Origin of the sequence: Vibrio panuliri (assembly GCF_009938205.1) — a bacterium.
In the GTDB taxonomy this organism is placed as follows: Bacteria; Pseudomonadota; Gammaproteobacteria; order Enterobacterales; family Vibrionaceae; genus Vibrio; species Vibrio panuliri.
The window spans coordinates 1,102,882-1,125,172 of sequence record NZ_AP019655.1 but is presented as its reverse complement, the minus strand read 5'-3'; the positions used below and the strand labels follow the sequence as shown (position 1 = coordinate 1,125,172).

The following is a 22,291-nucleotide window of genomic DNA, read 5'->3' as shown; positions in this document are numbered from 1 at the left end:
TTCTCTGTTCTATGTAAAAACTTACCGCTCTTTAGTGGTGAAGTTTTTCGAGTGAGCACGCAATTTGGTGTGAGAGCAGTGAAATAAAAAAACCGACACGCTAGGTGTCGGTTTTGTAGAGGGGGGAACTCTAACTTATTTCAGGTGATAGAGCAGAGCAATCTATGATTGAATCAGGGTTGCTGCTTGCTTCATCGCTTCTTTGGTTGAGCACTCAATCACTTTAGAGTTAGCGAATCGGTGTGCATCTTTAACTTGGATATCATGAGCAAGGATAACCAGTTTTGCATTGGCTACATCGAGGTCAGTAATGCGGTTTTGGATGCCGTTTTGACCTTGGGTTTCGACTTTGATCTTGATACCCGCTGCTGCGCCTGCTTTTTCTAGTGCTTTTGCTGCCATGAAAGTGTGTGCCACGCCTGAAGGACAACAAGTAACTGCAACTACATCGTACTCACCTTCACCTGCAACAGGCGCTGCTGCCGCTGCTTGAACTGGTGCTGCAACTTCAGTTTCTTCTTCAGCTTGCTCTTCTGCTACTGGTTTCCAAAAACCAACGATTAGCGCAGTAGTTAGAGAGCCAAGTGCGATACCTACGACATACATTGGAATGTTGCTTGAAACAGGCGCTGTAATTAGACCACCCCATGGTGCATGCAGTAGGATGTCAGTTAGGAAACCGAATACACAACCTACGATACCACCCGCTACGATTGAAGGAAGAACGCGCATTGGGTCATTTGCTGCGAATGGGATAGCACCTTCAGAGATACCAATTGAACCCATGATTGCCGCTGCTTTACCTGCTTCTTGCTCTTCTTTAGTGAATTTCTTCTTGAATAGGAAAGTCGCAAGAGCCATACCTAGAGGAGGCGTACAGATAGCGATACCAACGCCACCCATTAGCCATGGTTGTGTATCAACTTGAGTTTGAGCAAATAGCGTTGCTACTTTGTTGATTGGACCACCCATGTCGAATGCAGTCATACCACCTAGAATAGTACCTAGAACTACTTTCGATGCACCAGCCATTGAGGCTAAGAATTCGTTCATAGAAGCCATGAACAGTTTGATTGGCTCACCGATACCCCATAGAACGATACCCGCAGAAACTAGCGTACCGATTAGTGGGTAGATAAAGTATGCGCCTAGAGCCGTCATGTTTGGTGACAATGGAATTTTCTTTAACTGGAAAACCACACCACCCGCAATGAAACCCGCTACGATACAGCCTAGGAAGCCGCCGCCCATGTCTGCCATGATGCCAGATGAAATCATCGCTGGAGCAAGCGCTGGTTTATCAGCGATTGAGTAACCGATGAAACCACCTAGGATGATTGGGAATAGAACTAGACCTTTAATCCCGATGTTGGAAATATCAGCAAGTAGGCCATCTGCAGGAACGGCACCTTTACCGGATGCCATTACCGCAAGAGCAAGTAAAACACCACCAGCAACGATAAAAGGTAACATATGAGAGGTACCAAAAAGTAGGTGCCCCTTTAAAGTGCTAAGTGTCTTTTTGAGATCACTATTATTATTGGTAGCTTGAGCTGTTAGGGTACTCATAATTATTCCACCTATGAATTGATTAAAATATTTAAAATCTGTTCTTGGTTTTGTGCATTGTTAATTTCTTCGATAAACTCATCACTGAATTTTCCGAACAGTTCTTGTAGTACATAAATATGATGGTCAGCACCGTTATCTGGTGAAGCAATCATAAAAAATACTGTTGGCTTAATGCCATCTTCGTCACCGTATTCGATGCCTTCTTGTTTCACGCCAACTGCAATAGCAGGTTCAATAACCGCTTTGCTCTTGGCGTGCGGATAGGCGATACCCTCAGTCGAAGTCACGCTGACTTCCTCACGAGTTTCGATGTCGGCTAGAAAGGCTTCTTTGCTGCTAATACGGTTATTTTCAAATAAAGCTTGAGCGAGTTCTTCAAAGACTTCTTTTTTATTGTTGGCTTGAAGTTGGTGCTTAATTAAATTGACGTTGGTTAGTGTTGTAATCATTTTTTTAACTCAGGGTGTTTATGTTCTGAGTTAAAATTAATCCAATTACTTAAATGGCGAAATAGCAAAAAAAATCCAATCACTATACTTTTGTACCAAGGAAATCTGAGTGTGATAGCGGTCATTATTTTCTTACAGGGACACACACCTCAACGCTCTCTTTCTTACAAGGACATACACCATAAAGTAAGCAAAGTATGAGTTGGTGTTAACTCTCCTGTAGATTGGGTTGTGTAATCTTGTCGTGTCAGTGGGAAATTTCTAGCCTAAGCAGAATTATCACTTATTGATAACAGGGAATCAGTATGACTACGGCTAGAAAACAACAAGTTTCGGTAGAAGCAACGCCTTACTATCACTGCGTTTCTCGCTGCGTACGGCGTAGTTATTTATGTGGGGTTGATCCTGTTACTGAGCAGAGTTATGAACATCGTCGAGAGTGGATCCAGCAGAAAATTCGCGTGCTTTCTCAGGTTTACTGTATCGACATTTGTGCGTACGCGATAATGAGCAATCACTACCATTTGGTGTTGCACATTAATCGAGAGAAAGCGCTGCGTTTATCTGACCGAGAGGTCGTTGAGCGGTGGCGAAAAGAGCATCGATTACCGAATCTAGTGGAACGTTGGCTTGCGGGGCAGTTGAGTAGTGAGGCTGAAATGGATGCCTGCTTACAAGTTATCGGTTCGTGGCGCTCTCGTTTGTGGAACATTAGTTGGTTTATGAAAGAGTTGAACTTTTACGTTTCATGCAAAGCGAATCAGGAAGATGATTGTCGCGGGCACTTTTGGGAAAGCCGTTTTAGAAGCCAAGCTTTGCTCGATGAGAAGGGTTTGCTTGCTGCAATGGCCTACGTGGATTTAAACCCATTGCGGGCGGGGTGCGCAAAAACGCCGGAAGAGTCCGAGTTTACTTCTATCAAAGCGCGCCTAATGGCGTTGAAAAATTCGCGAAGTAAATGTCCGCCTTTGTATCCTTTTGTGGGTCATCTTGCACGTGCAAAACTCAATGGTATTCCTTTCACATTCGAGGATTACATTGAGCTTGTTGATTGGACTGCTCGTCAATATCGAAAGGATAAAGCCATGCTAAGTTCCCACGTACCGCCAATATTGCAGCGAATAAACATAAAACAGACAAATTGGCTCTCCGCTTGTATAGACCTAGAGCGAAGTCGAGCAGTGATGATCGGTTGTGCTGGGCGTCGAGAAGTCGTAAAGCAGACATTGAGCAAGAGGCGGGTTCATCTATTTCGTTTAGATGGGTAGATGGCACAAGCTAGTGATCACTACTACCACGTTTGTGATCTTCAGCTTGTTCAGGTCGATATCTCAATAATCTAATTTCCTTCTTCTAGCTTCCAATCTACATTTCAACCACTCAGAGTGTTAAGACGCAAATTTTAATCGCAAAGATTTCGTTCAAACGAACATCAACCTGCTTTTCGTTTTTAACTAATAGTGACAACTTATAGCGACTGTCCCTGTAAGACTAGTTCTGATTGTTGCGAGAATTAAAATATACGCAAGATTTAGGCTGTCTGTCCCTATAGCTATAACCTTTTCTGGCGTGATTTGAGGTGCCTGTCCCCAGAAGGATAGGTAATGGGTATTTGGTCTTAAGGTGTGTGTCCTTACAAAAAAGCCCCGCATTGCAGGGCTTAGTTATGGGTAGCTAAGCAGTGGTTAGCTGTATGCGCGCGCGACTCGGGCATCACTTTGCAACGTGTAGCTTTGTGCGTATGCAGGGATAAATACTGATTGGCCTTTCTCAATAACGCAGCGTTGGCCGTTACTGTGAGTGATGGTCATAGAGCCATCAAGTGGCATCAGGATTTCTGCGCTAACGATATCGACAACGCGTTGGTCAGAACTTGGAATAATCGCGAACTTAAAGTCTTCAACTGGGATAGGGTATTCCAGCATTTGGTCGTTCACGTTTGGTTCTAGCAATAGGCTATCAAAAGGCTTCTCTTCGAAAATAGTACAAGCAACAAGCTCGTCAATATCCATATATTTTGGCGTCAGACCTGCACGCAGAACGTTGTCTGAGTTTGCCATGATTTCAAGGCCTGTTCCTTTAATGTATGCGTGGGGAGTTTCTGCGTCTAAGAACATCGCCTGACCAGGTTGGAGCGTGATGATGTTCAGCGTCAATGGCACAAATAGACCGATGTCACCTGGGTATTGTGTTTCTAGTTCAACAATTAGAGCCATTAATGGATCTTGAGAATTGTTTGCGTGTGCAAGCAGCGCAGTTAATGCTTTATCTTTGCTTGCGCCTTCCAAAGAGAGCAAGCCCGAGAAGAACGCGCTTAAGCCTTGTGGGTTTTGGTTGTCGACCAGTTGTTGCACTAAAGGTGCAAGCTCAGCAATATCTAAACGAGTGAAGTTAGCAATAACCTCCTCGATAGAACGAAAACCGTTCATTGCTTGGTACGGTGTTAACGCATAGACCAACTCTGGTTTGTGGTTGGGATCTTTGTAGTTGCGGTTGGCAGCAGTATGAGGGATACCCTGTTGCTCTTCACGAGCAAACCCTGTTTCTGCTTGTTGTTTGTTTGGGTGTACTTGGATAGACAGTGCTTTTTCGGCTGCGAGCACTTTAAATAGGTATGGAAGTTCACCAAAACGTTTAGCGATACTTTCACCGAGAAAGGCATTGATATTACTGTTAATCAGATCAGAAAGCTTGGTTGTTTGACCTTGGTTTTCCACCATTGAACAACCATTTGGATGCGCACCCATCCAGATTTCAGCCTGTGGTTCGCCATTTGGATTGGCGATACCGAACAGTTGGTTTACAGAGGTAGTACTACCCCAGGCGTAGTTTTGGATGACATTGGTCATCGGAAAGAACATGGTTTGTAGGGGCGCGTTACTATCAGTACGGAAATCAGACATCATTGTCACCATAAATATGCAAGCTTGAAATGCAACAAGGCCCAAGCAAAATTGCTCAGGCCCAGAGAGTTTATAGCGAGTTATGCAGTCGCTGCAATTTGTTTCGCTTTACGGATTTTCTTAAGTGTTACACAGGTCAGCGCTGTCACGACTGCGCCTGATGCCATGCACACAAGAGCAAGAACAGGTAAGTTCATTGCGCCAAGCAGAGCGACAACAGGACCACCATGAGCAACGCTGTTAGTGATGCCGAATGAGAACGCCATTACTGCTGCAACCATAGAGCCAAGAACGTTCGCAGGGATAACAGACATTGGATCTTGTGCCGCAAATGGGATAGCACCTTCTGAGATACCGACTAGACCCATTGCTCCTGATGCTTTACCCGCTTCAATTTCTGATGCTTCGAACAACTCTAGTTTACGGCCAAGCACAGTTGCTAGTGCCATACCTAGTGGTGCGACAGGAATCGCACACGCCATTGCGCCCATAAACTGTGTCTGACCACTAGCAATCATGCCGACTGAGAATAGGAAAGCCACTTTGTTGAATGGGCCACCCATATCAAAACCAGCCATACCACCCAGAACAATGCCGAGTAGGACGACGTTGCCTGTGCTCATGCTAGTTAGCATCGCCGTTAGGCCGTCCATTAGGCTTGCGATTGGCGCACCAATAACGAAGATAAATAGTCCAGCGATAAATAGCGAACCTGTAATTGGCGCGATCATGATTGGAACAAGTGGTTGGATAAACTTGTGGTAATTGATAGAAGTAATGAACTTCACGAAGTAACCAACCAGCAGACCAGCAATGATTGCACCGATAAAGCCAGTACCCGCTTCTGCGCCGTAGAATGAGCCGTTGTTCGCAATCCAACCACCGATTAGACCCGGAGCCAGAGCAGGGCGATCAGCGATTGCGTAGGCAATGTAACCCGCAAGAATAGGGATCATCAGTGTGAAAGCCACCACACCTACGTTTAGGATTTGGTTCCACATGCTGCCATCGGGAATCGCCATGCCCGCTTCAGTAGGCTCACCACCAATTGCTAATGCTAGTGCAATCAATAGACCGCCTGTAACGACGAATGGAATCATATGCGATACGCCATTCATCAAGTAGCGGTAGAGATCAGAACGTGTTTGAGAGGCTTTTTCCGCGGTAGACGCAGTCGTTGCATTTGTTGACGCTTGATAAGCTGGCGCTTCTAGTGCTTGATTGATCAAGCCCTTAGCGTCTCGAATTGGCGCTTTAACGTTAGTTTCAACCAGACGTTTGCCTGCAAAACGTGCCATGTCTACTTGCTTGTCACACGCGACGACAATGGCATCTGCGCGAGCAATTTCTTCGTCAGTTGGGCTGTTTTTAACGCCGATAGAGCCGTTCGTTTCTACTTTGATCTCGTAACCCAGTTCTGCGGCACCTTTTTCGAGCGCTTCTGCGGCTAGATAAGTGTGCGCAACACCTGCTGGACAGCCGGTTACACCAATCACAAAACCTTTGCTTGCTGCAGGTTGCAGGGCAGCTGTTGGCTCTTCGGGTTTTTCTAGTAGTAGAGCGAGCGCTTCGTGGTTGTTCTGCGCAGCAAAGAAACGTTCGATAAACCCATCTTCAATTAGTTTTGAAGAAAGCTCGGCAAGCACTTCGATATGATGATTGTCGCCGCCATCAGGAGAGGCAATCATAAAAAATAGTTTTGATGGCAAACCATCCTCTGCGCCGTACTCAATACCAGTGCGGCTAACACCGATCACAACGGCAGGTTCGATAACGGCTGAACTTTTCGCGTGTGGCAGTGCTACACCTTCTTCAAATCCGGTGTTACCCAATTCTTCGCGTGCTTTAATGTCTGCGAGGAACTGTTCTTTATCTGAAATGCGGCCTTGAGCGTGCAACACGTCAATGAGCTCAAGGAATACTTCTTCTTTAGTCGTCGCTTTAAGATCAAGCGAAATCAAATCTTGATTAATAAGTTTTGTGATCATCTCACACCCCTATTTCTTATCGTTATCTGTTCAGCTCATTCTGGTTAGTTTTATAAAACTTAGGTAGTGAAGAAAAATTGCATTAACTGGATATTTGTAACCTTAATGGTGTAGTGTGAAGTTGATCTCTTTAAGGAGTGCGATCTGAAAATATGTAACTTGTTTAATTGCTGTTGAAATTTCCTCACTTAAGTAACTATCTAATAAATCGTTGTAATGATTGCGGGTATCGGACGAAATGGCTATAAAATAAATGCATTTACTGTATTATTGTACCTAATTCGTGAGTTTGTGATTGCGCACTATAGCCCTTTTCTTTTGTCAGGTTTATATCTGTTTTATAGCACCATAAGTGCATATCGAGATTGCTTAGATGATTTTCCATGACCTAATTTGTTCTGTATTAAGCGAGCGTGAACCATTTCATAACATCTGGTTTGCTGGTGATTTCCATACTCCACCAGAGTGTAGTTATCAGGTTAACTTTCCTCGCTTGGAGCTGGTTCTTGATGGCGAGTATGTTAATGAGATGGAAGATCATGAGCGCAAAGTACAGAAGATAGTCGCTAAACCGGGAGACGCGATTTTTATTCCGCCCAACTGTTGGAACAAACCTGATTGGGACACTGACTGCTCGGTCTTGAGTATGTTGTTTGGCCGCAGGCAATTGGGGTTGAGCTTCGTGAGTAAACGCAAAGGCGAGACTGGTTTTTACGATGTTCAAAAACACAGTATTCAAACTCGCTCGGGTTTCGCCATTGATAATATTCTTGAAGCGCTCAGCTCGCTCGCACGTGAGAGCCACAAAAAGCCAATGGATGAGTTATTGCTGCAGGCATTACTTCAATACAGCAAAACGATGCTGGACAAACCTGTTGAGCAATCACACAGCCGTGTTCAGGATCTCTATCAAGGGATTTGCATCTATATTCAAGAGAACTTTCATCGCCAAATTACGCGCGACAGTATCGCTGAACGCTTTAGTATCTCTTCCAACCATTTATCGCGTTTGTTTCGCCAACAAGGTCATATGACTCTCGCTGATTACATTACATGGGTTAGGGTTGACCGCGCCAAGTTTATGCTGAAGAAATACAACTTCAAACTTAATGAAGTCGCAATACGTTGTGGGTTTAAAGATGTCAATTACTTCTGTCGCGTGTTTAAGAATCGTACCGGTCGTACGCCAACAGAATATCGTGGCTCTATTTAGTGTTCTTGGCTAAGCCAGTAGTCGGGTCATGGCATACATGAGCAATGCTTGCAGGTCGACACTAGAGCGAGTCAGCAACAGCCTTTGTGCTAACTGACCGGAGAGTAGATTGCGAGTGAGGTTGGTGGCGGCAATGATTTGCTCACGAGAAGGGGCTTTTGGCATCACCAATGCTATCGCAATATGCACTTCGCCCATTGGCGATGCCCAGTCGATGGATTGATCATTACTGATCACTGCGACAGAAACGTCGGTTACGTCGGCAAACATGACATGAGGAAGTGAGATTCCGGGTGTCACACAGGTTGATGAGCGCTCTTCCCGTTTGACGAATGCCAAGATTAGCTCATCTGCATTTTGTGGGTAGATAAGTTGAGCAAGACCTTTTAAGCACTCGAACTTGGTTAGCGGGGTATGCGCTTTAGCGTAGTGCCATTGCACCTCGCACGGGGGGCTAATTTGTGGCAATCGCTTCGCTAACTGGCTAGAGAATTGATAGTTAATGTGCGCACCCACTAAGCTGAAGTGCTCACTGATAATGTCTTTTAATACAAAGCATGCCAGCTCTGCGTCAATACCAATTGCGGTGATCTGGCACAAGTCACCACGCTGCAAGCCGACGCGCAACATAGCAGAAGGTCGGTTTAATAGGGCGCTTCTATCTTGGGTGATATTGATAATTTGCAGCGAGCTTTTAAACTTTTTAGCCAATCGGTTAAGCGGTTGAGCTACATGAGCGCTACCACTGACATCGTCGACTAAGAAAGTAATTTGGTACTCGTTCATATTGAGATTGGGTTAGCGGCAATGAACAAGGAAAACCTTATCAACATTTAGCAACACTTCTTCGATCGCAATTTGGACTTTATTGGTGCCTTCGAAGCGTGCTGCTTGCTCAATTTCAATATCAGAGACAATCAATACTTTATCTGCCTGTGCAATATCGTGCGGAGTTAATGGGTTTTCAATTCCCATTGCACCCTGAGTTTCCACTTTGATCTGCACGTTAAACTTTGGTGCGGCTTTAACTAATGCATCTGCTGCCATATAGGTGTGGGCAATTCCGGTTGGACAAGCTGTAACCGCTACAATTTTCATGATTAATCTCGGCGTATTATTTTTGCAGGATACTAGCATACCAAGGGTGGAAAGCATTGATTTAAACCAGTTAAAGGTAAGAGCATCATCACAAAATAAAAGCTGTGTTACATTACTCCAGTTAATGTTCGTTTCCTGCTATATCGTCTGTATCGATGCACCCGTAATCTATGCTGAGATACCCACACTGGCTGGCGAACATCTAAGTGATTAGGTAAATATACAATGGATATCACCACCCTTATAGATACAGATAGCATCTGTTTAGAGCTAAAAGCGCAAACTAAACAGCAAGTCCTTGCTGAGCTAGTCGATATTCTTGATAGCAGCGGGAAGTTGGTCGATAAAGATCAGTTTTTACGCGACATTTGGAAGCGTGAAGAGATCGGCAATACGGGCTTTGAAGAGGGGATTGCGATTCCTCATGCCAAAAGTCATGCGGTTGCCAAGCCGGGTGTGGTGATCGGCATAAGCCAACCGGGCATTGACTATGGCGCAGAAGATGGCGAACTGTCAGATGTGTTCTTTATGCTTGCCTCTCCCGATGGTGACGACCACCATCATATCGAAGTATTGGCACAGATATCCTCGAAGTTGATCGAAGATGGTTTTATCGCCAAGTTAAAAGCCGCGGAGTCTGTGGAACAAGCGTTAGAGTTGCTGACCGATATCGACATGCAACAGAGTGACTCGGTTTGCCAAGGGATTGTAGATCAATCTCCAGAGCCACAAAGCGCCTTAAAGCAGCGTTTAGCAAGAGGTAAAGAGCATTTACTGTTTGGAACCTCACATATGATCCCGTTTATTGTCGCTGGTGGGGTGTTGCTGTCTCTATCTGTGATGATTTCAGGTCATGGTGCGGTGCCAGAACAAGGGCTATTAGCAGACGTTGCCCAGATGGGAATTGCGGGTCTGACCTTATTTACGGTGGTGTTAGGCGGGTATATAGCCTATTCGATCGCCGACAAACCCGGCCTCGCGCCAGGTATGATTGGATCGTGGATCGCGGTGAGTCATTATAATACTGGCTTTTTGGGCGCCATCATTGTGGGCTTTATTGCGGGCTTTACCGTTAATGCATTAAAAAAGATAACCTTGCCAGATAGTATGGTGTCGTTAAGCTCGATCTTTATTTATCCACTCGTCGGAACATTCGTGACCTGCGGTGCGGTAATGTGGTTAATCGGTGCACCGATAGCGACTACCATGGCGTTACTCAATGAATGGTTAGCTGGGCTAGCGGGATCTGGAAAAGTGCTACTTGGCACTGTGTTGGGGGCGATGACGGCATTTGATATGGGTGGACCAATCAATAAAGTTGCGACCTTGTTTGCCCAAACTCAAGTTAATACACAACCGTGGTTAATGGGTGGGGTTGGTATTGCGATATGTACTCCGCCACTCGGTATGGCTTTGGCGACGGTTCTTGCGCCAAGAAAATTCAAACGGGACGAACGTGAGGCGGGTAAGGCGGCAGGCATCATGGGGATGATTGGCATTAGTGAAGGTGCCATTCCGTTTGCAGCAGCAGACCCAGCTCGCGTGCTGCCAGCGATTGTCGCAGGCGGTATTGTTGGTAATATCATTGGTTTTATGTTCCATGTGTTGAACCATGCGCCTTGGGGAGGATGGATTGTTCTACCTGTGGTCGATGGAAAACTGGGTTACATTTTGGGTACGCTAGCTGGTGCATTGACGACGGCGGTGATCACAATTGCATTAAAGCGAAATGTCACAGAAGAAGAGGAAAGGCTCGCGGTCAGCCAAGCATACAGTTCAGTAGCGGGTGAAGGGGTTGCTGATATATTGGCTGTCACTTCGTGTCCGTCAGGTGTAGCGCATACTTTCTTAGCCGCCAAGTCGCTTGAGAAAGCGGCCCACTCCTTGGGAATAAAGATTAAAGTTGAGACTCAAGGCGCGAATGGGGTTAATAATCGCATTACCGAGGCAGACATCAAAAAAGCGCGCTGCGTAATATTCGCCCATGATGTTGCGATTAACCATCCTGAGAGGTTTACCAATATCAAAATTATCGATGTTTCCACCAAAGACGCGATGATTAACGCGGTGGCATTGTTGCAATCGACGCGATGATGCTGTCATCGCAAGGGAACTTTCCCGTCGGGAACAAGTCATTTGAGTATATATCTGTCTCCCCCCGGACATTTATGTTCCTGAAATCAACCTAGGTTGAGCTTAAGCCAGTCGAATTATCGGCTGGCTTTTTAGCTTTAAAAACAACCACTATTGATTCCTTTGGTCGAAGTTGTACGGATATTAAACGAATATTCCTCTGTGACAGCCAAATGTCATATAGGCTTCAATTAAGTGAAACACAACTGTCATATTTGAGTTCTAAAGTGAGCAGCGTTGAATGAAACACAACGGCAATAAAGCCACTAAAGGAAATTGTGATGAAAAAGACAGTTATCGGTGCAATCGCGCTACTAGGTACTCTGACAGTAACTCCAGCACTAGCGAAAGAAACTATCTCAGCAGTAGGTTCTAGTAGTGTAACTCCGCTGATGGAAGTTTTCTCAGAAACATACATGAAGACCAATCCAGATGTATTCATTGAAGTCCAAGGACCGGGCTCATCCGCAGGCGTTAAAGCCGCTAAAAATGGTAGTGCAGACTTAGGTATGTCTTCACGTAACCTTAAAGAGTCTGAAAAAGAACCTGCACTTAAAGAGCTAACGGTTGCTCTAGATGGCATCGCAGTTGTAGTGAACCCGAAGAATGACCTGCAAGGTCTTACTGCTGAGCAAGTAACAGCAATCTACAAAGGTGAAGTGACCAACTGGAAAGACGTTGGCGGTGCAGATAAGCCTATCGTGGCAATCACACGTGACACGGCATCAGGTACGCGTGGTGCATTTGAAGATATCATGAAACTTAAGAGAAAGATTGGTGATAAGAAAGTGTCAGCTATCTCTCAACGTGCGCAAGTAGCGAATGGTAACGGTGCTCTTAAAACAATGGTGGCATCAAACCCATACGCGATTGGCTACATCTCACTAGGCACTGTTGATGGCTCGGTAAATGCACTAGCAATCAATGGCACTGAAGCGACTGTAGAGAACGTTAAAAACAACTCATACCAAGTTGCTCGTCCTTTCCTTGTTCTTTACAAAGACGGCAAGCCATCAGCAGAAACGCAAAAATTCCTAGATTGGATGCTGTCTGATGACGCGCAAACGCTAGTAGACCAAAAAGGCTACATCTCAGTTAACTAATATTTGCTCAATCAAATATTAATTGAAATACCCTTGCTCAGCCTCGATTGGGCTGAGCACTTTCTTTCACAGCTGGCATTACAAGTTATATCCACAACGTTGGTTATAACACTTCAATTGAGAAGGGTAAGGTTAGCCTAGTGAGACTTATTTATGACCATCGCAACAAATAGTGAAAAGCTTATGAACACTGAAGCGACTCAAATTGCAAAGTCGGGTCTGCGCGCTAAGAAGCGTGTAGATTGGAAAGAGCGCATTTTCCATGGCTTGTTTCTGACCAGTGCTGTTATTGGTATTGTATCTCTAGCAGTTATTGCCTATTTCATTGTTAAAGAATCTATTCCTGCATTTCAAGAAGCCGGTGTAACCGGTATCGTATTTGGCCAAGAGTGGTTGCCACCTGCGCTTTACGGTGTCGCAACTATGATCGTCGCCTCTATGGTATCGACACTCGGTGCCGTGGTAGTTGGCGTACCAGTCGGTGTGTTAACCGCTATCTTTATTGCTGAAATTGCGCCTAAGCGCGTCGCCGATATCATCCGCCCTGCGGTTGAACTGCTCGCCGGTATTCCATCGGTAGTTTATGGTTTCTTCGGCTTAGTTATTATTGTTCCACTGATCCAGGATGTATTTAACGTCCCTGCGGGTAATACCATATTAGCGGGTATTATCGTACTCGGTGTGATGATCCTCCCAACGGTTATTACCGTTTCAGAAACCTCAATTCGCGCAGTGCCGAGAACGTATAAAGAAGGCTCTTTAGCGCTAGGGGCTTCAAAAATTTACACCATCTTTAAGTTGCTCGTTCCAGCCGCTCGCTCAGGCATTATGACTGGCGTCATTCTGGGTATTGGTCGTGCATTAGGTGAAACCATGGCGATTATCATGGTTATGGGTAATGCGCCGGCGATGCCACAAGGCATTCTCGATTCGGCTCGTACTCTAACTGCCAACATCGCGATTGAGATGTCTTACGCAAGTGGTGTGCACGCTAACGCGCTTTACGCGACAGGTGTGGTTCTACTCGCGTTTATCATGGCACTTAATGCAGCGCTTCTTTACCTAAACCGTCAAAAGACGAAGTAACAATTGGTGATGACTATGGATTACGCAAAATTAAAACAAGCTCGCCAAGTAAAAGACCAAATTTTAAATGGTTTTATTTGGGCGGCAGCCGCGCTAACAGTCGGTTTTCTGTTTTGGATTATTTGGTACATTCTCTCTAACGGCTTACAGCACGTAGACTGGAACTTTATTACCGACAATTACACTCGTACTGGTGAAGAACACGGTATCTTCCCGATGATTGTCTCAACAATTTACATGGTAGTCGCGTCTATCGCTGTTGCGGCACCGCTGGGTATTATGACGGCTATCTATCTAACCGAATATGCCAAAGTGGGCAGTCGTTTAGTAAAAGTTATTCGTTTTTGTACTGAGTCACTGGCGGGTATTCCATCGATCATTTTTGGTCTGTTTGGTATGACTTTTTTCGTCGCAATACTCGGTTTAGGTTTCTCGATTCTTTCAGGTGCATTGACCCTAAGTATCCTGATTTTACCTGTGATTATTCGTACAACTGAAGAAGCGCTTATGGCGGTGCCCCAAACCTACCGTGAAGGTTCTTATGCACTAGGCTCTTCTAAAATTTACACCATCTGGCGCTTAATTTTGCCAAGTGCAATGCCAGGTATCTTAACTTCGGTCATTTTAAGTATTGGTCGTGTTATTGGTGAATCGGCACCTGTGTTTCTTACCGCAGGTATGGTGGCGCGTATTCCTGACTCGTTGATGGATTCAGGGCGCACTCTAACGGTACACCTATACAAACTGACTACCGAGCTATTTACCATTGAAGAATGGAATCAAGCATACGGTACAGCGACAGTACTTATTGTGGTGGTTTTGCTTATCAACACGGTGACTAAACTGATTGCCAGACGTTTTAATACAGCAACTTACTAAACTAGCACACGACGAATTTAAGATTTAAGAGATAAACAGCATGAACAAATTTAATATCGAAAACCTAGATCTGTTTTATGGCGAAAACCAAGCGCTAAAATCAATTAACTTACCAATTCCAGTGCGCCAAGTGACCGCCTTGATTGGACCTTCAGGTTGCGGAAAATCAACGCTATTGCGTTGCTTGAACCGTATGAATGATTTAATTGAAGGGGTCAAAATCACAGGTAAATTGACCATGGATGATGAAGATATCTATGGCAACATTGATGTGGCAGATCTGCGTATCAAGGTTGGGATGGTGTTTCAAAAGCCTAATCCTTTCCCAATGAGTATCTATGAGAACGTTGCATACGGTTTGCGTGCCCAAGGTATTAAGGACAAGAAGTATATTGATGAAGTGGTGGAGCGTTCATTGCGTGGCGCAGCACTTTGGGATGAAGTAAAAGACCGTTTGAAGTCGCACGCCTTTGGTCTTTCTGGTGGTCAGCAACAGCGTTTATGTATTGCTCGCACAATTGCTATGGAGCCCGATGTAATTTTGATGGATGAACCAACATCAGCGCTTGACCCAATTGCGACACATAAAATTGAAGAGCTGATGGAAGAGCTGAAGAAAAAGTTCACTATCGTTATCGTGACTCACTCAATGCAACAAGCTCGCCGAATTTCAGACCGTACCGCTTTCTTTTTGATGGGTGAACTGGTTGAACATGATGCGACCGACGTGATCTTCAGTGCTCCACGAGACGACCGAACTCAAGGTTATGTAAATGGTGATTTTGGTTAACAGCATCAGCCATTAGTACATAGATATCGAACAATAGTTTTACTGAAATCAGATCATAACTATAAGCGATGGTAACTTTGCCCCTCTCAAGTAGAGGGGCTTTTTTATATATGTATACTCAAGGCCTTGAAGTCACTTGAGTGTAAATAATTAGAATTAGAACAGCCAGGAAATATTAACTTTAGTGCCAAAAGTGATCGCTATCTCAAATGTCTGTTATTTGGATAGGTATAAAAGTATTAATTTCCATCGTCTCAAAAATAGGAAGTTTTGCACTCTCAATATCTAGAACAGGATAATAATGGCAACAAATTTAGTTTTATTTTACTTAAAAAAATACAAACTATGCCTCTTAGTTGAATAGGAATAAATCCAAGTATATTAGATAAATATAATATAGTGGCTAGGTGAAGGACTACTCCATGAGAGAAAGCGGAATTATCAAGAGACATGGCGATGAGCTCATCATCGCGTATCGAATAATGGACATTGCGTTTATTATTACCACTATTTTGATTGCCTCGTATCTTTATACTGGCGTGTGGAATATACATTATGTGCTGGCGACCAGTATCGCCGTCGTATCGTACAGTGTTTTAGCGGAGCTGTTAGGGGTATATAACCCTTCATTGGCGTCGTCATTACGACAAACTATCGCACCGATCCTTCTGGCTTGGCTATGTGCCATAGGTTTTGTTCTAGTACTGGGTTTTGGTTTTAAAATTACCGATCAGTTCTCCCGCGTAGCCTTATCTTGTTGGTTTATTACCACCCCAATCTTTTTAACGAGTTATCGTTTTATTTCAAATAAAGTTAGAGCCTCCGCTCGTGGTGACTCTTATACTCAAAAAAGCATTGTTATCGGTGCGACACCTGCGGGGTTGGCATTGGCAAATGAAATGGCAACAAGACCTGAACATGGCCTGAAGCTAATAGGTGTGTTTGATGATCGAAGCCAAGAACGTCTTTCCAGCGAAAGCCCTCAAGCGACAATCAGTGGCTCAATTAATGACGCTCTTGAAATGGCAAAAGAGCGTAACTTCCGCCACGTCTATGTCGCGCTGCCAATGGAAGCGAGTGGAAGAATAAAACAAATCATCAACCACTTCTCTGATAGTACCGCCCGAGTTTATATTGTGCCTGACTTCTTCACATACGATCTCATTCAATCTCGCTGGCGTAATGTAGGTAACATCCCAACTTTGAGTATTCATGACACACCTTTTTACGGTATGTCAACGTTCGTTAAACGTCTTGAAGATATTGTCGTATCAGCTCTGATCCTACTTCTTATTAGTCCAGTATTATTTGCGGTTTCACTCGGCGTTAAACTATCTTCGCCGGGGCCAATTATCTTCAAACAGGATCGTTATGGGATTGATGGCAAAAAAATAAAGGTATGGAAGTTCCGCTCGATGCGCGTGATGGACAATGGCGCCGAAGTAAAACAGGCAACCAAAGGCGACCCTCGAGTTACCAAGTTTGGTGCCTTTATTCGCCGAACATCGTTAGATGAACTCCCGCAGTTTGTAAATGTCCTGCAAGGACGCATGTCCATTGTTGGTCCGCGACCACATGCGGTCTCTCACAATGAGGAGTATCGCAAGATAGTTGATAAGTACATGCTACGCCATAAAGTGAAGCCAGGTATCACCGGATGGGCGCAAATCAATGGTTATCGTGGTGAAACTGACACGGTTGATAAGATGGAGAAGCGTGTCGAGTATGATCTTAACTATATTCGCCAGTGGTCGTTATGGCTTGATATTAAGATTATTTTCTTAACCATTTTCAAAGGATTTGTCGGTAAAACCGCATATTGAACGGTCGAACTCAGTCGTTCCTTAAGTCAGCATTGTTAGCAATATAAAAACTAAAACACAATAAACATTTACGAAGACTCTTGGCGGCGAAAAGTAATATACGCCACCAAGAGAAAATTCGATTTCATTATTTCAATCCAGATTTAGTAATAACGTGAGAAGAGGCGGGATATGTGTGGTATCACTGGTTTTGTGTCTTTTGCTCCTAGACACGATGTCTATCTTAAAAAAACGGTGCTGGCGATGAACGATACCTTGCACCATCGCGGCCCTGATAGCGACGGACATTGGCTCGATCCGCCCAATGGCTTGGCATTAGGTCACCGTCGACTCTCCATACAAGATCTATCGTCTGCAGGTCGCCAACCAATGGTATCTGATTCTGGGCGTTACCAAATGGTCTTCAATGGTGAAATATATAACCACTTAACGCTAAGAAAGGAGCTAGCTAAAGGGAATTGGAGGGGCCACTCTGATACCGAAACAATATTGGCGTGTATCGAGCAATGGGGATTACAGCCAGCGTTAGCTCGTTTTACCGGAATGTTTGCGCTTGCTCTGTGGGATAGCCAATTACAAAGGTTATTTCTAGCGCGCGACCGTTTAGGAGAAAAGCCAATATATTATGGGCTGCATAATGGTAGTTTTATGTTCGCTTCAGAGTTAAAAGCGCTTAAGCCTCATCCTGATTTTTCAGCGCAAATTGACCGAGACTCGCTCGGTTTATACATGCGTCATTGTAATGTTCCCGCTCCGTATTGCATCTATCAAAACACTTGGAAGTTAATGCCTGGTATGCTGCTAAGTGTTGATTCTAGTTTGAATATTGAGAAGGTTAGCTATTGGTCGGCAACCGATGTGATTATCCAAAGTCGGAGTGATTTGTTTCGAGGAACAGCGCAGCAGGCAGTCGACGAACTGGATCAGTTACTCACACAATCAGTTAATCGGCAGATTATTTCAGATGTGCCTCTTGGTGCTTTTCTATCTGGAGGTGTGGATTCGACGACTATCGTGGCTTTGATGCAAGCGCACTCAAGCAACCCCGTTAAAACCTTTACGATTGGATTTGAAGATAAAGCTTTTAACGAAGCCGAACACGCTAAGTTGGTAGCCAAGCATCTGGGTACGGAACATACCGAGCTTTACGTCTCTTCACAAGACGCACTAAACGTGATCCCGAGTTTGCACCAAATCTATGATGAGCCATTCGCCGACTCTTCGCAGATCCCTACCTTTTTAGTTTCGCAAATGGCAAGGCAGTACGTGACTGTTGCGCTATCTGGTGATGGTGGTGATGAGCTCTTCTCAGGGTACGACAGGCACTCATTTTCTGAGCAACAATGGCCCACAATCCGCAAGTTGCCTCTATTGGCTCGTACGCCGATAGCCAAGGGCATTAAGTTATTGAGTCCTGCTCAACTTGACAGGTTGACGTCTATATTGCCTCGCTCAGTAGGAGCTAAGTTATCTGGAGATAAACTGCACAAGGTAGCCAATGTTATCTCAGCCCATGATGATAAGGCGCTGTACAACAATATACTGTCACAATGGCACGACCCTACTAGCCTCGTATTGGAGAGTTCAGAGCGGAGCACTGTCTGGACAGAGAATCAGTTGAGCGATGAACTGAGCGCGCCTGAGTTAATGATGGCGCTCGATATGCTGTCTTACTTACCCGATGATATTTTGACCAAAGTAGATCGAGCTGCCATGTCGGTCTCTTTGGAGACTCGAGTCCCCATGCTTGATCATCAGCTAGTTGAATTTGCCTGGCGATTACCGATATCCATCAAGCTCAAAGATGGCGTTACCAAGTGGCCATTAAGAGAGTTGCTCTATCGATATGTGCCTAAAGAGTTGATTGACCGACCTAAAATGGGCTTTTCGCTGCCACTGGATGACTGGTTAAGAGGGCCGTTAAAAGAGTGGGCTGATAGCTTGTTGCACCCTGCACGTTTAAAAGATGAAGGGTATTTGAATGAGAAACTTGTGTCTGACATTTGGTTGCAGCATTTATCGGGTAAACAGAACCATACCAAGAAACTTTGGTGCGTCTTAATGTTTCAGCAGTGGTTAGAGAACGAGCAATTCGATGGGCGTCATTAGTACTGGAAAATGGTGAACCGAGAAAGCGGGCGTTAGTAACTGTTGGATTATGAAAATCATCATGCATGGAGTTCTTTATGAAAGTGGCGGTTGTAGGAACAGGTTATGTGGGTATATCGAATGCTCTTTTAATTGCTCAGCACCATAGGGTGGTTGCTTTGGATATCGATAGTGAGAAAGTCGATATGCTAAATCAAGGTATGTCCCCAATCTGTGACAGTGATGTCGAGTATTTTTTATCTCAAAGAAGGCTTAATCTAACCGCGACAACGGATAAAGGAGCTGCTTATCATAACAGTGATTTTGTCATCATAGCGACGCCGACTAATTACGATCCGCACACCAATTATTTTGACACTAGTAGTGTTGAGTCTGTGATTAATGATGTACTGATGTATGCACCGACCAGCACAATAGTGATCAAATCAACCGTTCCCGTCGGTTTTACCGAACGTATTAAACGACAGCTTTCCGTCGATAACATACTCTTCTCACCAGAGTTTTTACGAGAGGGCAAAGCGCTTTATGACAATTTGTATCCATCTCGTATCATTGTCGGCGAAGATTCAAGCCGGGCAAGAATGTTTGCCGATTTGTTGGTCACGGGTGCAACCAAACAAGATGTGCCAGTTCTTTTTACTAACTCAACCGAAGCTGAGGCGGTGAAGCTATTTTCCAACACTTACTTAGCAATGCGAGTCGCATACTTTAACGAACTCGACTCATACGCAGAAAGCCTTGGTTTAGACACAAAATCAATAATTGAGGGGGTAGGGCTGGACCCCAGGATAGGCAATCACTACAACAATCCGTCGTTTGGCTATGGTGGGTATTGCCTGCCCAAAGACACTAAGCAGTTGTTGGCCAACTATCAAGATGTTCCTAACAATTTGATTCGAGCGATTGTCGATTCCAACGTTACTCGTAAAGACTTTATCGCAGACTCGATATTGCGTAAGCGGCCCAAAGTGGTTGGTATATATCGCCTCATTATGAAAGCTGGATCAGATAACTTTCGTGATTCAAGTATTCAAGGCATCATGAAGCGATTGAAAGCGAAAGGAATCAAAGTAGTCGTATTCGAACCGTTGTTGCCCGAACCAACATTTTTTCACTCTCAAGTGGTGGATGATATTAATCAGTTTAAGCTTATGAGTGACGTGATCGTAAGTAACCGCATGGTGACCGAACTGCTTGATGTGCAAGATAAAGTATACACCAGAGACCTGTTTGGTGAAGATTAATCGACACGGTTATGGGGCAAACTTTACGTTTGCCTTGTATGCGTTCGGGTAGCAAACTTCATTTGATACATATTTCTATCGGCAATTTTAATTAGTTCACTGTAGGTGTCAGCTTGGCTTGGATAGCTCGCTAACCCAACACTGGCTGATAAAGCATGTAAAATTCCGCGTTCTACTTCGATTTTGTCGGTGAAGCAATCCAAAGCACAGTTGAGTGCGTGTTCAAGCTGTTCACTTGAGTGTTGGCGTAAGATTAACGCAAACTCATCCCCACCAATCCGATACGCGGTGAATAAGAGCCGGTTACTATCATTGGTAAATCGGCTTGCCAGCTGTTGTAGGGCGTGATCGCCAGCTTGGTGGCCGTATCGATCATTGATTTGCTTAAAGCCATTCAAGTCAAGTAAGCACAAAGTAAAATCGGTTCGCTCTACGATAAGCTGTTGAGTGTGTTGTGCCATCGCTAGCCGGTTTGGAATGTGTGTTAATGCATCCGTCATTGCCAATTGTTTATTGGCTTTAGACTCAAGATGTAATACGTACCCCACAAGCGCCGCGCAGGCAAATAGTAGTAACATCAGCGCAATTTGCGTTTGATCGAGTAGCTTAGCCTGTTCTGTTCGTTTTAAGTAAAAAGGATTGTTGATACGAAAGTTGATGTTCACGTAACCGAGCAGATCTTTATATATCGCGTTTACCTCTCGATTTAGTCGATTCACTTGGTCTTGATCGTTCAACTGAAATACCAACGGCTCTAATTGCGTAAAACGGACAAACAGCTTTGAAAAAAATAGCCGTGTACCTTCAATTTTCATAAAGTGATTGGCTTCTTCGGCATGGAGCAGCAAGTCAAAGCGACTCCATGTGAGTTCATAGGCAAGCTCGGTCTTTTTAAGAAACTGTTGATCCGTGAGTGACAGTGGAGTGAGTACCACTAATGATGAGAACTCTTTAGTCAATTGGAACAGTGACCACGTCGCTTGGTTTTGCTGTTCAGAGAAAGCTCGGGTTAATTTACGTGTTTCAGATAGCACATAAAAGTTGGCCAAAATCAGAATAACAGATAAGACGATCAGCAGTGCCTTAGAGCGCTTCAAAAGACTGGTAAATGAGGTGATGTTGTTTTTATTCGTCATCGTCTTTGCTATGTAAAATTATCTCATCTATTTGCCACACCATTTGAGAATGGTAGGCGATATTATCTATCTCAGGGTGTTTATTTAAGTTAAATACCAGCCAGTATGGGCCTTTGTGGCGCACTTTCATCGGCTTTCCGTTCATCTTGACGGCCACTATTGGCGCGAAAGCGCGAATATCGTCGACAGTACTGGTGGCGGCATAGTCGTTTAACGCAAGAAACGTAACCGCAAAGGTTTTGTTGTCACCATAACGTTCGATCAACTTGCTGACAGGGATACCAGTAAATGAGCGCTGATCGGGATACCAGGGAAGACGAGTTTCAAAACGGGTGGTAGGAAACTCTTTCAACAGCGCGGCCATATCAGTTTCGATCACCGAGCCATTTCCCAAATGTATCTTTAGTGGGGAGGCAATAACCAATGAGCTGAAGCAACAAAAGAGCAAGGTAATCACGTTACGCATCTCGATTCCTTGGTGATTCATTTTAAAATAAGTGTGTTTGTTATAATTATATGTACATAAATCGCTAATTAAAATTAATTTTATCAATAGATGTCAGCGGGTTTGTTGCAAATAAAGGCACAAGTGGTGACAGATGAGGCACTTGCGCTGGTGGTCGTTTGGGGGGCAATACGTGTTAGTCGATATCGATTTTGCTCAGAGAAAACACCGAAATTTTATGATCCATGAATAGATTTTAAACACTTTTTCTGAAACTGTTTCGTTAAGGTTATATATTTGTGTCTCTAGTGAAGAGGGCA

Annotated in this window: 18 protein-coding genes; 10 read left to right on the top strand and 8 right to left on the bottom strand. The window is 44.4% G+C overall.

From position 1 onward, the window contains the following. Positions 1 to 162 precede the first annotated feature (162 nt). Both GZK95_RS19765 and GZK95_RS19760 read right to left on the bottom strand, forming a co-directional pair. Positions 163 to 1,569, bottom strand: coding sequence for a fructose-specific PTS transporter subunit EIIC (locus GZK95_RS19765; RefSeq protein WP_075715884.1), 1,407 nt, complete (start codon positions 1,567 to 1,569; stop codon positions 163 to 165). An 11-nt stretch (positions 1,570 to 1,580) separates the two neighbouring features. Continuing rightward, entirely contained in the window at positions 1,581 to 2,021 is a 441-nt protein-coding gene (locus GZK95_RS19760; RefSeq protein WP_075715883.1) for a PTS sugar transporter subunit IIA, read from the bottom strand. Positions 2,022 to 2,326: 305 nt separating this feature from the next. On the opposite strand from GZK95_RS19760, the gene GZK95_RS19755 reads away from it, so the two are divergent. Next, positions 2,327 to 3,289, top strand: a complete 963-nt coding sequence (locus GZK95_RS19755; RefSeq protein ID WP_171972119.1) for a transposase — start codon at positions 2,327 to 2,329, stop codon at positions 3,287 to 3,289. Between the two features lie 417 nt (positions 3,290 to 3,706). Here GZK95_RS19755 and manA read toward each other — a convergent pair whose 3' ends face one another. Both manA and GZK95_RS19745 read right to left on the bottom strand, forming a co-directional pair. Beyond that, a complete protein-coding gene (manA, locus tag GZK95_RS19750; RefSeq protein ID WP_075715882.1) occupies positions 3,707 to 4,924 on the bottom strand; it encodes a mannose-6-phosphate isomerase, class I in 1,218 nt (405 codons plus the stop codon). A gap of 80 nt (positions 4,925 to 5,004) precedes the next feature. Continuing rightward, a complete protein-coding gene (locus tag GZK95_RS19745) occupies positions 5,005 to 6,912 on the bottom strand; it encodes a PTS fructose transporter subunit IIABC (RefSeq protein WP_075710416.1) in 1,908 nt (635 codons plus the stop codon). Positions 6,913 to 7,285: 373 nt separating this feature from the next. Between GZK95_RS19745 and GZK95_RS19740 the strand changes: the two genes are divergently transcribed. Continuing rightward, entirely contained in the window at positions 7,286 to 8,125 is an 840-nt protein-coding gene (locus tag GZK95_RS19740; protein WP_075710414.1) for an AraC family transcriptional regulator, read from the top strand. Positions 8,126 to 8,134: 9 nt separating this feature from the next. Here GZK95_RS19740 and GZK95_RS19735 read toward each other — a convergent pair whose 3' ends face one another. Continuing rightward, positions 8,135 to 8,911 carry a PTS sugar transporter subunit IIA gene (locus GZK95_RS19735; RefSeq protein WP_075710412.1) on the bottom strand — a complete coding sequence of 259 codons (777 nt, stop codon included), beginning with the start codon at positions 8,909 to 8,911 and terminating at the stop codon, positions 8,135 to 8,137. Positions 8,912 to 8,923: 12 nt separating this feature from the next. Continuing rightward, positions 8,924 to 9,223: a PTS fructose transporter subunit IIB gene (locus GZK95_RS19730; RefSeq protein WP_075710410.1), complete on the bottom strand. Its 300-nt coding sequence runs from the start codon at positions 9,221 to 9,223 to the stop codon at positions 8,924 to 8,926. A 225-nt stretch (positions 9,224 to 9,448) separates the two neighbouring features. Between GZK95_RS19730 and GZK95_RS19725 the strand changes: the two genes are divergently transcribed. The 8 genes from GZK95_RS19725 (at position 9,449) to GZK95_RS19690 (ending at position 20,390) form a co-directional block, all read left to right on the top strand. Next, positions 9,449 to 11,317, top strand: coding sequence for a fructose-specific PTS transporter subunit EIIC (locus GZK95_RS19725; protein ID WP_075715881.1), 1,869 nt, complete (start codon positions 9,449 to 9,451; stop codon positions 11,315 to 11,317). 320 nt (positions 11,318 to 11,637) lie between these two features. Further along, entirely contained in the window at positions 11,638 to 12,459 is an 822-nt protein-coding gene (locus GZK95_RS19720) for a phosphate ABC transporter substrate-binding protein (RefSeq protein WP_075710406.1), read from the top strand. 153 nt (positions 12,460 to 12,612) lie between these two features. Next, a complete protein-coding gene (gene pstC / locus GZK95_RS19715; RefSeq protein ID WP_075710404.1) occupies positions 12,613 to 13,545 on the top strand; it encodes a phosphate ABC transporter permease subunit PstC in 933 nt (310 codons plus the stop codon). A gap of 15 nt (positions 13,546 to 13,560) precedes the next feature. Beyond that, positions 13,561 to 14,424: a phosphate ABC transporter permease PstA gene (pstA, locus tag GZK95_RS19710; protein WP_075710402.1), complete on the top strand. Its 864-nt coding sequence runs from the start codon at positions 13,561 to 13,563 to the stop codon at positions 14,422 to 14,424. 40 nt (positions 14,425 to 14,464) lie between these two features. Further along, positions 14,465 to 15,214: a phosphate ABC transporter ATP-binding protein PstB gene (gene pstB / locus GZK95_RS19705; RefSeq protein ID WP_075710400.1), complete on the top strand. Its 750-nt coding sequence runs from the start codon at positions 14,465 to 14,467 to the stop codon at positions 15,212 to 15,214. Between the two features lie 422 nt (positions 15,215 to 15,636). Further along, positions 15,637 to 17,037, top strand: a complete 1,401-nt coding sequence (locus GZK95_RS19700; protein WP_075713698.1) for an undecaprenyl-phosphate glucose phosphotransferase — start codon at positions 15,637 to 15,639, stop codon at positions 17,035 to 17,037. 171 nt (positions 17,038 to 17,208) lie between these two features. Next, positions 17,209 to 19,146: an asparagine synthase (glutamine-hydrolyzing) gene (asnB, locus tag GZK95_RS19695; RefSeq protein WP_075713696.1), complete on the top strand. Its 1,938-nt coding sequence runs from the start codon at positions 17,209 to 17,211 to the stop codon at positions 19,144 to 19,146. 77 nt (positions 19,147 to 19,223) lie between these two features. Continuing rightward, positions 19,224 to 20,390, top strand: a complete 1,167-nt coding sequence (locus GZK95_RS19690) for a nucleotide sugar dehydrogenase (protein ID WP_075710394.1) — start codon at positions 19,224 to 19,226, stop codon at positions 20,388 to 20,390. Positions 20,391 to 20,413: 23 nt separating this feature from the next. Here the strand turns inward: GZK95_RS19690 and GZK95_RS19685 are convergent, their stop codons facing one another. Together GZK95_RS19685 and GZK95_RS19680 are read right to left on the bottom strand one after the other, a co-directional pair. Next, positions 20,414 to 21,526, bottom strand: coding sequence for a GGDEF domain-containing protein (locus GZK95_RS19685; protein ID WP_075713694.1), 1,113 nt, complete (start codon positions 21,524 to 21,526; stop codon positions 20,414 to 20,416). Continuing rightward, the gene (locus GZK95_RS19680; RefSeq protein ID WP_075710390.1) at positions 21,516 to 21,992 is read right to left on the bottom strand and encodes a hypothetical protein; all 477 of its coding nucleotides are present in this window, start codon (positions 21,990 to 21,992) and stop codon (positions 21,516 to 21,518) included. Before GZK95_RS19680 ends, GZK95_RS19685 begins: the two co-directional genes overlap by 11 nt. Between the last annotated feature and the right edge of the window lie 299 nt (positions 21,993 to 22,291).